Annotated in this window: 12 protein-coding genes; 5 read left to right on the top strand and 7 right to left on the bottom strand. The window is 64.1% G+C overall.

The window, feature by feature from the left end; translation table 11 throughout:
• Window positions 1-77: 77 nt before the first annotated feature.
• The gene (locus CWO91_RS43115; RefSeq protein WP_165405600.1) at window positions 78-221 is read left to right on the top strand and encodes a hypothetical protein; all 144 of its coding nucleotides are present in this window, start codon (window positions 78-80) and stop codon (window positions 219-221) included.
• A gap of 459 nt (window positions 222-680) precedes the next feature.
• Here the strand turns inward: CWO91_RS43115 and CWO91_RS21255 are convergent, their stop codons facing one another.
• The 7 genes from CWO91_RS21255 to CWO91_RS21225 form a co-directional block, all read right to left on the bottom strand.
• Window positions 681-1013: a hypothetical protein gene (locus tag CWO91_RS21255; RefSeq protein WP_130215982.1), complete on the bottom strand. Its 333-nt coding sequence runs from the start codon at window positions 1011-1013 to the stop codon at window positions 681-683.
• A gap of 444 nt (window positions 1014-1457) precedes the next feature.
• Complete coding sequence (locus CWO91_RS21250; RefSeq protein WP_165405599.1) at window positions 1458-1832, bottom strand: phospholipid-binding protein; 375 nt, start codon at window positions 1830-1832, stop codon at window positions 1458-1460.
• A 104-nt stretch (window positions 1833-1936) separates the two neighbouring features.
• Window positions 1937-2983, bottom strand: coding sequence for a hypothetical protein (locus CWO91_RS21245; RefSeq protein WP_130215978.1), 1047 nt, complete (start codon window positions 2981-2983; stop codon window positions 1937-1939).
• Window positions 2984-3010: 27 nt separating this feature from the next.
• Entirely contained in the window at window positions 3011-3388 is a 378-nt protein-coding gene (locus CWO91_RS21240) for a hypothetical protein (protein WP_130215976.1), read from the bottom strand.
• Between the two features lie 117 nt (window positions 3389-3505).
• Complete coding sequence (locus tag CWO91_RS21235) at window positions 3506-3934, bottom strand: GlcG/HbpS family heme-binding protein (protein WP_130215973.1); 429 nt, start codon at window positions 3932-3934, stop codon at window positions 3506-3508.
• Window positions 3927-6902 carry an FAD-binding and (Fe-S)-binding domain-containing protein gene (locus CWO91_RS21230; protein WP_130215971.1) on the bottom strand — a complete coding sequence of 992 codons (2976 nt, stop codon included), beginning with the start codon at window positions 6900-6902 and terminating at the stop codon, window positions 3927-3929. Before CWO91_RS21230 ends, CWO91_RS21235 begins: the two co-directional genes overlap by 8 nt.
• 106 nt (window positions 6903-7008) lie before the next feature.
• Window positions 7009-7746 (bottom strand): GntR family transcriptional regulator, encoded by a 738-nt coding sequence (locus tag CWO91_RS21225; RefSeq protein WP_165405598.1) that lies wholly within the window; start codon window positions 7744-7746, stop codon window positions 7009-7011.
• 134 nt (window positions 7747-7880) lie between these two features.
• Between CWO91_RS21225 and CWO91_RS21220 the strand changes: the two genes are divergently transcribed.
• The 4 genes from CWO91_RS21220 (at window position 7881) to CWO91_RS21205 (ending at window position 12380) form a co-directional block, all read left to right on the top strand.
• Complete coding sequence (locus CWO91_RS21220) at window positions 7881-9083, top strand: pyridoxal-phosphate-dependent aminotransferase family protein (RefSeq protein WP_130215967.1); 1203 nt, start codon at window positions 7881-7883, stop codon at window positions 9081-9083.
• A 143-nt stretch (window positions 9084-9226) separates the two neighbouring features.
• Complete coding sequence (locus CWO91_RS21215) at window positions 9227-10426, top strand: pyridoxal-phosphate-dependent aminotransferase family protein (protein WP_130215965.1); 1200 nt, start codon at window positions 9227-9229, stop codon at window positions 10424-10426.
• Window positions 10427-10454: 28 nt separating this feature from the next.
• Entirely contained in the window at window positions 10455-11249 is a 795-nt protein-coding gene (locus tag CWO91_RS21210) for an enoyl-CoA hydratase/isomerase family protein (protein WP_128945008.1), read from the top strand.
• A 144-nt stretch (window positions 11250-11393) separates the two neighbouring features.
• Complete coding sequence (locus CWO91_RS21205; RefSeq protein ID WP_433995568.1) at window positions 11394-12380, top strand: Bug family tripartite tricarboxylate transporter substrate binding protein; 987 nt, start codon at window positions 11394-11396, stop codon at window positions 12378-12380.
• Window positions 12381-12521: the final 141 nt, after the last annotated feature.

Here is a 12521-nt window from a genome sequence, read left to right as displayed (position 1 = left end):
CGGCGACATGCGGAAGAAGCGCCGGCGCATGATGGACGAATGGGCGAGCTATTGCGCAGGCGGCGGTCGTCGACAACATGCACATCTTCGCCGGTGTCAACGCGGACTCCATTGGAGCGACCGGCCGGCTGTTGGAAAACACGCATTTCAGCGACACGGGACAGGCGACGTTGGCGACGCTCGTCTACAACGCCATGCACGCGAGCGGATCGCCGTTCTAGCGATTCGGGAGTGCCTCGGCAGTGTGCTGCGACGTTGCAGACCAGCGCCTGATACTAGCGTCCGCAAGCCATGACCGCTGCTGGCCGGGACATGCAGCGTTCATACATGTACCCGCCCCCGTAAGAACGGGCACATTCGTGCTGCCACATCTCGCAACTGTCGCCGCCGTATCGGTTATAGGAGCCGTAATAGCGGTCGCGGTCGTAGTAGTAGCCCCGATGCCGGTGTGGTCCGACGTAAACGCCGCCTGGACCGATATCAAAGTCGAGGGCGTTCGCAGTGGTTATCTCGCCCGCGCTCAGGGCCACCACAGCGGCGAACACCAAGAAACATCGCTTCACGGCCGTTCCTCCTGCAGCAATCACGCTAGAAAACGATCGTAGCGGTGAACTGGTTCCACCACGTCATGCCGCAACACGGGACAAGCAGGCTCGCACGGCCGATCTATGCGGGCCGTTCTAGCGATTCGGCGGTAGTGCCACGGCCTCGGTTCTATTTGCAAGTTTGCTGAGATACTCGCTTATTTTCTGTCTTATCTCGGCGTTTGCATCTGCCTGCTCCTGCCGCATTGCTCTTGCGGTAGAGGTCATGAGCGCAGTCTGTTCCTGCCGCATCGCTTCTGCCGCAGACATCGTGAATGCAGTTAGCCCACTAAGAAATTCGCGCTGCTGCTCGGTTTGTTTTTGAGCCTCAATGAGAGAGCCGCCGACCAAAACGACAGTCGCGATGTTCAGAGCGAAGGACGGCAAGATCAGAAAAGCTGCTACGCGGAACCAGTTCTTTACGGTCATTTTTGCGTTCCCCAGTTTGAGCTTTTGTGACGCAACCGGAGGGCGAGCGCAAGGGAAAGCGCTGCAACAAGCGGTGGATTGCCACCCTAGGGTCTTTGACCCGCCGCGACTCAGGCGCGCCCTTCGGCAGCGCAATTCTGCGCTTCGAGGAGGGTGCAATGGGCGCGTTGCTTGGAAAGGCCGCAAGGCGACAGAGCGGCGAGGTCTTGAGAAACCCAATCTTGTCATGAGGCATCTGCGCAGGGGCTTGCCGCTGAAGGATGCGCTGATGCCAGGCGCCTCTTACGAAGGATGCGTTCCATGCGGCCCGAATAATTAACCGGCTAGTGGTGCGTCGCTCGGGTGCTCGTCATCTTCCTGCACGGCCCCAAACCGATTTCGGGACATTCCGCGACCCGAGGGGGACGCAAGGAAGCAGCTGCAAACTCAGGCCTCGCGTTCAAGTCACTTCTTCTCTGGAAATTCGCGTGTGAAGCTCGCTGAGCCGAGATTCGAATTGGCGGCGCCAAATGCCGTGGCAGTAATTTGATAAGAATGGCTGCCGCTCGGCGGGCTTGGGGGCGAATAATTGTTCAATGCGCCACAAGCTATCGTAGACTGCCCTTTGTAAGGTACCGTTCCCCCACCGTGATTGTAGCTGGGGACCTGAAGATCAATCATGTGAAATTGCAGGGTTGTCGTCCCCTTTGGCACGCCGCTCAATGCAAACACTGGAGAACTGAGGCCGCACCATCGAAAACTCATCGAGAATGCCGATGCATTCGCAGTGCTTAAGATCAAGATGGCGGTCGCATAAACACTCAGCCGAACACGCATCATGCCTCCTCCAGAGTTCGCGTTCATCAAAGTAGATTCGGTTCGACGCTGCAACTGAGCTAAGCGGAGGGCGAGGGCAAAGTAGGCCCTCTGGTAAACCGTTTCGGTTAATGCAGCACTCTGGCGGCCTCGGCGAGCCGGACCTTCTCTCGCAGATCCTCGAGCTCTTGAATCATTTTCACGAGATCGTGCAGGGCGTATGCCCGCTTCAAAATTCGGGTCGTTTGTCCCATCACGTTCTGATCCCGCTTCACGAAGGCCGGCGATGATTTGAGACGAGCGCCCTGCTCGGCAGCAATTAGGCCGGGATCGCGCGAGAGCAATCCGGACGTCGGCATCGCAGATGCCTGAAGCGCCGATCCGCCCTCGCCTGGGACCGCGAGAGCCTCTGCGTTTTCGCGGATGTCTTGGGCCAAAGCTTGTGGAGAGCCTGTCGCAGTTGACTGAAACCTCGCCGCGGCTCGGTCTACGTCGGCGTTGCTGTATGGTGCCTTAGTGGTCGGATTGAGCGGGATCGGCGCCGGCGCGGATGCAAATGTCTTGGATGCGAGGTTACGGATCATGCCAGCGAGGCCTTCGACGCCGGCCTGCAATGTGTTGGCGCCGGAAGCACCGACCAGTGGAGCGATTAGATTCGCGGCGTCCTTTAGGCCATGTCCGACGTAGCGGCCGAAGACGCTTGCGTCGTCAGGAACGTAGTTGTCCGACGCATTGACTGCGACGCCGGCGCCCGCTCCACCGATCGTATCGCCAACGAGAGTACGGGCGGGGGCTTCGGTGTATGGCCGCGCCATGTGGTCCAAGACTCGCTCTGGGACCGTCTCAGACCGGCTTGCCGCGGCTGCGACGCTTGGCGCGCGCTGCGCCAGCATGGCGCCGGTGCCGATGGCGTGCGTGCCGAACCGGTTGACGTCGTAGGCGAGCTTCTCGCTGCGCGACATCGTGGCGGGGTCGATGACCGGGATGCCGGTGGCGTCGACCGCCTTCTCAACCAGCTTGGACGCCGGCGTGGCCATCGGGATGTTCGTGCCGAGCAGCTTGTTGATGCCGCCGACGGCGGCGTTCTGGGCGCCGGCCACAAGGTCGAACGGGCCGGTGACGATGTCAGTGAGCCCCTTGCCGACGCCTTGGGCACCGACCTGGAAGTCGCGCACCGCGCCGCCGACGCTGCTCGGCAGGACCTAAACAGGGCGCTCGATCGGTTTCGGCGCTTCAGGGGTGACGTAAAGACGCCCTTCCCGTGCGGCGTTCTGCGCGCCCAAGCCGGGGGTGGCCGGCGCGACGGGCGGTGCAAACGGGTCGTGATCCACCGGCACGAGCTTCGGCTGCGCCGGCGCGGCGGCTGCCTGCGGCAATTCTGGCGCGGCCACCGGGACGTCCAACTTGAAGGCCGTCGGTAGTCGCGGGACCGCAGCGGGCGGATCCAGTTTGTAGCCGGGCGGAAGCGGCGGCAATGGTGGTTGCGCAGGCACTCCGTAATGCTTTCGAAGCGCCGTTGTCATCTCCTCGTGCGAGGTGCCGGCCGGAAATTCGACGATCGCGCCATCGGGCCCTTGCACTTGAATTGGTCCGTCCACGCCTGATACGCGAGGCATTGACCTCAACGCGCGCTGGATTTCCGCTTGCGTGAAATCGTCCGGAAACTCATGGCGCTTCCCTCCGAACTCGGACGAATCCTACCCCGCATTGGCCTTTAATCCCGCAGCCTGGATGCCCCCGACCGCGCAGGCCTCGTCATTGTCGGAGGTGTCACCGGAGACGCCGACGGCGCCGAGCAGCGTCGTGCCATCCATGATCAGCACGCCGCCGGGGACCGGCACCAGCGCGCCCTTGGCGATGGTGTTCACGGCGTCGATGAAGAAGGCCTGCTCCTGCGCGCGCTGGAATAGAGCGCGCGAGCCCATGCCCATCGCGAGCGCGCCATAGGCCTTGCCGTGCGCGATCTCGGCGCGCATCAGGCTGGTGCCGTCCTGCGCGGCGGCGAGCTTGAGCACGCCGCGCGTGTCCAGGATGGTGACGACCAGCGGCTTCAGCTTGAGCTCGCCGGCCTTCGCGAAGGCGGCGTCGAGGATCTTGCGAGCGGTGTCGAGCGAGAGGTCAGCCATGGCTGGTTTCCTTTGCAGCTGGAGAAGCGGAATTTGTTTCGGCGCGATCGAGGCTCATCGCCAACACGCGCGCGACGTGAAGGGCCTCGCGTTGGGTACCGTCGTGGATCTGGTGCCGGCAGGAGGTGCCGTCGGCGACGACCAGCGTCGTCTGGTCTGCGCGCCGCACGGCCGGAAGCAGTGACAGCTCGGCCATTTCGATCGAGGCATCATAGGTGTCGGCGCCATAGCCGAAGGCGCCGGCCATGCCACAGCAGCTCGATTCGATGGTCTCGACCTCAAGGCCAGGGACGAGCCGCAGCACCTGCTCGACCGGCTTGAAGGCGCCGAAGGATTTTTGGTGGCAATGGCCGTGCACAATGGCTTTGTCGGCGACGGTACCGAGCGGCAATTGCAGCCGGCCGGCCTCGGCCTCGCGCACCAGGAATTCCTCGAAGGTCAGCGCGTGGGCGCCGACCGCCTTGGCATCGTTGTCCTTGCGCAGCGAGGCCAGCTCGTCGCGCAGCGTCAAGAGGCAGCTCGGCTCGAGACCTATGATCGGCACGCCGCGCGCGGCAAAGGGCGCGAAGGTGGCCACGAGACGATCGAGCTCGGCCTTGGCTTCGTCGACAAGGCCGGCTGATAGGAATGTGCGACCGCAGCAGAGCGGGCGGCTGCCGCTCGACGGCTTCGGCAGATGGACGCGGTAGCCGCCGGCCGCGAGCACGCGCAGCGCGGCCTCGAGATTTTCGCGCTCATAGATGCGATTGAAAGTGTCGGCGAACAGAACCACCTCGCGGCCGGCCTCGGGTCCCACGCTGTCAGCTGGCGGCACGAACACATCGTTGCGGAAGGCGGGCAGGGCACGACGCGCGCTGATGCCGGCAAAGCGCTCGAACAGCTTTCGCAAGAGCGGGCTGCTGTTGCGCAAATTCGCCAGCGGCGCGAAGCGCGAGGCAAGGCCGGCGTAGCGCGGGAGATAGCCGACCAGGCGGTCGCGCAACGTGAGGCCATGAGACTCTGCGCGCGCGGCCAGCACTTCGATCTTCATCTTGGCCATGTCGACGCCGGTCGGGCACTCGTGGCGGCAGGCCTTGCAAGAGACGCAGAGCTTCAGCGTTTCCATCATCTCGTCGGAGGAGAGCGCATCGGGGCCGAGCTGGCCGGAGATCGCGAGCCGCAGAGTGTTGGCACGGCCTCGCGTGACATCCTTCTCGTTGCGCGTCGCACGATAGGACGGGCACATCACGCCGCCCTCGAGCTTGCGGCAAGCACCGTTGTTGTTGCACATCTCGACCGCGCCCTGGAAGCCGCCGCCGGCGCCGGGATAAGCAGACCAGTCGAGCCTGGTCTTCAGCTCGGTGACGCGATAGTCGGGCCGGTAGCGGAACAGCGAGCGGTCGTCCATCCTGGGCGGATCGACGATCTTGCCGGGATTGAGCACGCCGTCGGGATCGAAGCGCTGCTTCACTTGCTTGAAGTCGGCGACGAGGCGTTCACCGAACATGGTTTCGTGGAATTCGGAGCGCACCAGGCCATCGCCATGCTCGCCGGAGTGCGAGCCCTTGTACTCGCGCACCAGGGCGAACGCCTCCTCGGCGATGGCGCGCATCGCCTTGACGTCCTTCTCCAGCTTGAGGTTCAGCACGGGCCGCACATGCAGGCAGCCTTCGGATGCATGCGCATACATGGTGCCGCTGGTGCCGTGCCTGGCAAACACCTCATTCAGCCGTGCGGTGTAGTCGGCGAGGTGCGGCAGCGGCACGGCGCAGTCCTCGACGAAGGAGACCGGCTTGCCTTCCTGCTTCATCGACATCATGACGTTGAGGCCGGCGGCGCGGAAATCGGCGATGCCGCTCTGGAGCGCCGGCTCAGTGATCTCGATCACGCCACCCCATTTGCGCTTGTCGTTGGTCCAGCCGAAGCCGAGATCGCCCATCAGCTCGCCGAGCTGCTTGAGCCGAGCCAGATTATCGGCCTGGTCTTCCTCGGCGAACTCGACCACCAGCACGGCGTCTGGATCGCCCTTGATCGCGGCAGAGATGATCGGCTTGAACATCGCGATGTCGCGGCCGAGCGCGATCATGGTGCGGTCGACCAGCTCGACGGCGATCGGCTTGAGCTTGACCAGATGCTGGGCCGCGTCCATCGCCTCGTAGAAGCTGCCGAAATGGCAGACGCCGAGTGCCTTGTTGCGGATGACAGGCCACAGCTTCAGCTCGACCTTGGTGGTGAAGGCCAGCGTTCCCTCGGAGCCGACCAGGAGATGCGCCATATTGTTCGGCGCATTGCGCGGCACCAGCGCATCCAGATTGTAGCCGCCGACGCGGCGCTGCACTTTTGGAAAGCGCGCGGCGATCTCGTCGGCCTCGCGCGAGCCAAGATCGAGCATGTCGCGGAAGAGGGCGCGGGTGCTGTCGCCGGCTTCGAGATCGGAGAGATCGCGGGAGACCTCGCCGAAGCGGCTCAGCGTGCCGTCGGCGAGCGCGGCCTCCATCGACAGCGTGTTGTCGCGCATGGTGCCGTAGCGCAAGCTACGGCCGCCGCAGGAATTGTTGCCGGCCATGCCGCCGATGGTGGCGCGCGAGGCCGTGGAGACGTCGACCGGAAACCACAGGCCGTGCTTGTTGAGCTGGCGGTTGAGGTCGTCCAGCACGATGCCAGGCTCGACCACGCAGGTCCGGCCCTCGACGTCGAGCGACAGGATCCGGTTCAGATGCTTGGAGAGATCGACCACGAGCCCGTCATTGACGGTCTGGCCGCATTGCGAGGTGCCGCCGCCGCGTGGGGTCACCTTGCGTCCCTCGTCGCGGGCAATCGCGAGCGACAGCAAGGCCTCGTCCATGGTCTTGGGCACGACCACGCCGGCCGGCATGATCTGATAGAACGAGGCGTCGGTGGCGTAGCGACCGCGGCTAAAACCGTCGAACAGGACGTCGCCGGTTATTTCCGCGCGCAGGCGCCGTTCGAGCGAGGAGGCGTTTGTCATCCCTGATCCCGGACCGATCCAGCGAGGTGGCCCAGCCTTGCTGAGTTATTCACTATGTTTCGCGTTCGATTATATTGTGAATTCAAAATGAGCAAGCCGGCCGCCCTCAGGACGAGGCTGGCGCGTCCTCTTGGGGCTCGGTCAAGTGCTCGATCGCGGCCGTCCGCTTGTTGCGCAGGTGCTGGAACAGGATGTCGCTGAGCTCGCTTGCGGCCCGGCGGCGCAGCGCATCGAGGATGGCCTCGTGCTCGCGCATGGCCTCAGCCCAGCGCTGCCGCTTGCGGGCGAAATTGGCGGAGTAGCGGACGCGGCGGATCCGGCCGGCGAAGTTGGCGTAAGCCGTCTTCAGCGTCTCGTTGCGCGCGGCCGCGACGATGCTTTCATGGATGCGCTGGTTGGCCTGGAAATAGCCGTGCATGTCGCGATGCAGGTAGTGGCCGTACATCTCATAATGCAGCTGCTCGATCGCGGTGATTTCCGCGTCGGTAATGGCTTCGCAGGCGAGGCGCCCGGCCAAACTCTCCAGTCCCGCCATCACGTCGAACAGCTCCTCGAGGTCGCGTTGGCTGAGCTGGCGCACCCGCGCGCCGCGGTTCGGCAAAAGTTCGATCAGCCCCTCGGCAGCGAGCACCTTCAAGGCTTCGCGCAGGGGCGTGCGCGAGATTCCGAGCATCTCGCAGAGCTGCCGCTCGGGAACGCGCCCGCCTTCCGGAATGTTGCCCTCGACCACGTAGTCGCGCAGCCGCAGCAGGATCTCGCCATGAAGCGAGGCCTCCTGGCGGTCGCCGCCATTTGCGGCGGGCGGGGTAATCGGAACCCCGGTGTCGGGAATCGTGGATTTCATTTGCAGCACAGTAATTTGCCCATTCGGTCGCGTCGACGTCCACAATCGAATACCAAATTTAGATTGAAAGGACAAAAAATGAATGCAAAATAGCCGAAAGAGCCGGCCAGAATCCCACCGGCAGGGAGGTTTTTATGCATCAGGGACGCCATTTCCTCCAGATTCCGGGCCCGAGCCCAGTCCCCGAGCGCGTCCTGCGCGCCATGGACATGCCGGTCATCGACCATCGGAGCGCGGAATTCGCCGAGCTTGGCCGGGCTGTGCTCGAGGGCAGCCAGAAGATTTTCCAGACCAAAGGTCCGGTCGTGATCTTCCCCTCGTCGGGGACCGGCGCCTGGGAGGCCGCGATCGTCAACACGCTGTCGCCGGGCGACAAGGTGCTGATGGTCGAGACCGGCCATTTCGCCACGCTGTGGCGGCAGATGGCCGGGCGCTTCGGCATCGAAGTCGATTTCGTTCCGGGCGACTGGCGCCGCGGCGCCGATCCGGCCGTGATCGAGGCCAGGCTCACCGATGACGTCTCGCACGCGATCAAGGCTGTCATGGTCGTGCACAACGAGACCTCGACCGGTGCGACCAGCCGCATCGCCGAGATCCGCGCCGCGATCGATCGTGCCTCGCATCCGGCCCTCTTGATGGTCGACACCATCTCCTCGCTCGGTTCGGTCGATTACCGCCATGACGAATGGAAGGTCGACGTCAGCGTCAGCTGCTCGCAGAAGGGGTTCATGCTGCCGCCCGGTCTCGGCTTCAACGCAATCTCGGACAAGGCCCGCGCCGCATCGAAAACCAACAGGATGCCGCGCTCCTATTTCGACTGGGAGGAGATGCTCAAGCCCAACGCAAAAGGCTTCTTCCCCTATACGCCGGCGACCAATCTGCTCTACGGCCTGCGCGAGGCGATCGCGATGCTGCTCGAAGAGGGCCTCGATAACGTGTTCGCTCGCCACCAGCGGCTCGCGGCCGCGACGCGCGCCGCCGTCAACCATTGGGGCCTCGAGATCCTCTGCCAGGAGCCGGCCGAGTTCTCGCCGGTGCTCACGGCGGTGCTGATGCCGCCGGGGCATGACGCCGACCAGTTCCGGAAAGTGGTGCTCGACAATTACAACATGTCGCTCGGCTCGGGCCTGTCGAAGGTCGCCGGAAAGGTCTTCCGCATCGGCCATCTCGGCGAATGCAACGCGCTGACGCTGCTCGGCGCGCTCACCGGCGTCGAGATGGGCCTGTCGGTTGCGGGCGTGCCGCATCGCGCCGGCGGCGTCGATGTCGCGATGAAGCTGTTGGAGCAGCGCCTGCCGGGCAATGCATCGCCGCATCTAAAGGTCGTCGGCACGTGAGGGCGGGCGCGATGGAGGGGGACGGCAGCCGAGGGCAGGCCGGCCCGTTATGCACGGACGGGCCCCCTTGGAGGAGGGGACAAGCCGGTCAAATGGTGCTATTCGGCGCCCACCAAACCAAGGCTAGACCGGGAAGGACGCCGATGACCGTGCATACTGGAAGGCATTTCTTACAGATTCCAGGACCGACCAATGTGCCCGACCGGGTGCTGCGGGCGATGGACATGCCGACGCTGGACCATCGCGGTCCGGAGTTCGCCGAGCTCGGTTTTGCCGTCCTTGCCTCGATGCAGCGGGTGTTCCGCACCAAGCAACCCGTGATCATCTTCCCCTCGTCCGGCACCGGCGCCTGGGAAGCGGCGATGGTCAACGTGTTCGCACCTGGCGACAAGGTCTTGATGTGCGAGACCGGCCAGTTCGCCGTGCTGTGGCGCGGCATCGCCGACAAGTTCAAGCTCGACGTCGACTTCATCCCGAGCGACTGGCGCCATGGCGCCGACCTTGCCGAGATCGAGAAGCGCCTTGCCGCCGACAAGCAGCACGCGATCAAGGCGGTCTGCGTCGTTCACAACGAGACCTCGACCGGCTGCGTGACGCCGCCCCTCGACGTACGCAAGCTGCTCGACCGCGTCAAGCATCCGGCGCTGCTGATGGTCGACACCATCTCCGGCCTCGGCTCGATGGAATACGAGCACGATGCCTGGGGCATCGACGTCTCGGTCGCGGGCTCGCAGAAGGGTCTGATGCTGCCGCCGGGGCTCGGCTTCAACGCCGTCTCGGAGAAGGCGCTCAGCGTTGCCAAGGCCAACCCCGGCATGCGCTCCTACTGGGACTGGCAGGAGGTCATCAGCTTCAACAAGCTCGGCACCTTCCCCTATACGCCTGCGACCAACCTACTCTACGGCCTGCGCGAAGCGGTCAAGATGCTGGAAGAGGAGGGGCTGGAGAACGTCTGGTCCCGCCACAAGCGCCACAGCGCGGCGACACGCGCTGCGGTCAAGGTCTGGGGCCTAGAGACGCAGTGCACCGACCCTGCCGCGCATTCGCCGGCGCTGACCGGCGTGCGCGTGCCTGATGGACACGAGGCCGACGCCTTCCGCAAGGTGGTGCTGGAAAACTTCGACATGTCGCTCGGCACCGGCTTGAACAAGGTCAAGGGCAAGGTGTTCCGCATCGGCCATATCGGCCATTTCAACGATCTGATGCTGATGGGCACGCTCGCCGGCGTCGAGATGGGCCTCGATCTTGCAAAGATTCCGCACCGGAGCGGCGGCGTGTTGGCGGCCATGGACGTCCTGAAGGGACGCGACATGATGCCGATGGCGAAGGCCCAGGTGGCTTGAACTAACTCTAAGAAGAAGTGAGCGCGCGATGAACGCACCGACCGCCAACGAAGACCTGCTCTACTCCGTCCAGGACGGCATCGCGCGGATCACCTTCAACCGCCCGCAGGCGCGCAATGCAATGACCTTCGCCATGTATGACCGCATGGCGGAGATCTGCCAGGAGATCAACGCCGATCGCTCGATCAAGGCGCTGATCCTGACCGGCGCCGGCGACAAGGCGTTCGCCTCCGGCACCGACATCTCGCAGTTCCGCGCCTTCAAGTCCGCGCAGGACGCGCTCGATTACGAGGCCCGCATCGACCGCGTGCTCGGCACGCTCGAGCAGTGCCGCGTGCCCGTGATCGCGGCCATCGCCGGCGCCTGCACCGGCGGCGGCGCCGGCATCGCGGCCTGCTGCGACCTCCGCATCGGCACCGAGACGACGCGGATGGGCTTTCCGATCGCGCGCACGCTCGGCAACTGCCTGTCGATGTCGAACATCAGCCGCGTCGTCGCGCTGGTTGGTCCCGCCCGCACCAAGGATTTGATCTTCAGAGCGCGCCTGGTCGAGGCGCCGGAAGCCCTCGCGCTCGGCCTCCTCAACGAGGTCGTGCCCGACGTCGAGACCTTGCAGCGCCGCGCCGACGAGACCGCAAAGCTCGTCGCCAGCCACGCCCCGCTGACGCTGGAAGCGACCAAGGAAGCGGTGCGCCGTATCCGCCGCACGCTGTCGCGCGAAGAGGGCGAGGACCTGATCCTGAAGGCCTATATGAGCGAGGATTTCCGCGAGGGCATGGACGCCTTCCTCAATAAGCGCACGCCGAACTGGAAGGGCAGGTAAAGCCTGGTGAGCTTTCGGCTTCGTCAGTCGAAAGTCATATGCGCTGAATTGCCCGTCTGCTTGAACTCGTCAGTATTAGTCCGCACAATGCAGGGATAGAATTTTCCGCACTACAACTCAAAAAAACATCAGGGGATGAAACTCGTGCGAATTCCAGTAAAAGTCGTCGGCGCTGCGACGGCGCTGTTGTTGAGCACGCCGGCCTTCGCCGGCTGGGAACCGGCAAAGCCCGTCGAGATCGTGGTGGCGGCGGGCGCGGGTGGCGCCTCCGACCAGATGGCGCGGATGATGCAGGCCGCGATCCAGAAGAACAATCTGATGAAGCAGCCGATGGTCGTCTCGCTCAAGGGCGGCGCTTCGGGCGCGGAAGCGCTGATGTACATGAAATCCAGCGAGGGCGATCCGAACAAGGTGCTGATCGCCTATTCGCTGATCTACATGCTGCCACTGTCGGCGAAGATCCCGTTCAACTGGCGCGAGCTGACCCCGGTCTCGGTGATCGCGCTCGACCAGTTTGTGCTGTGGGACAACAGCGCAGGGCCCAAGACGGTGAAGGAGTTCGTCGCAGCCGCGAAGGCGGCAAGCTCGCCGTTCAAGATGGGTGGCACCGGCTCCAAGCGTGAGGATCACGTGCTGACCGTCTTCCTGGAGCAGAAGACCGGCGCGAAATTCTCCTATCTGCCCTACAAGTCCGGCGGCGAGGCTGCGACCCAGCTGGTCGGCAACCACACCGAAGCCAACGTCAACAACCCATCCGAAAATCTCGAAGTCTGGCGCGCGGGCCAGGTGCGCCCGCTCTGCGTGTTCGACAAGGAGCGTATCGCCTACACCAGCAAGGTGACGGAGACGCAGTCCTGGGCCGACATCCCGACCTGCAAGGAGGAGGGCGTCGACGTCCAGTACCTGATGCTGCGCGCGATGTTCCTGCCCGGCAAGGTCACGCCGGAGCAGCAGGCGTTCTATGTCGATCTCTTCCACAAGGTCACGCAGACCGCCGAGTACAAGGACTACATGGAGAAGCAGGCGTTGAAGCCGATCTTCCTCACCGGCAAGGACATGGTGCAGTTCCTCGAGGAGGACGACGCCATCAACAAGTCGCTGATGACCGAAGCCGGATTCGTCGCGAAGTAGCTGCTCGTCACCTCGCCCCGCCCGCGGGGAGAGGTCGCATCGCATCGTCAGATGCGATGCGGGTGAGGGGGACACTCCGCGAGTCCAACTCTCACCGGCCCCGCGGAGACTCCCCCTCACCCGACCCTCTCCCCACAAGCG

It is taken from the genome of Bradyrhizobium genosp. SA-3, from assembly GCF_004212635.1.
In the GTDB taxonomy this organism is placed as follows: domain Bacteria; phylum Pseudomonadota; class Alphaproteobacteria; order Rhizobiales; family Xanthobacteraceae; genus Bradyrhizobium.
Note: the sequence above shows the minus strand (reverse complement) of the source record. Positions and strands in the feature narration are given on the sequence as shown.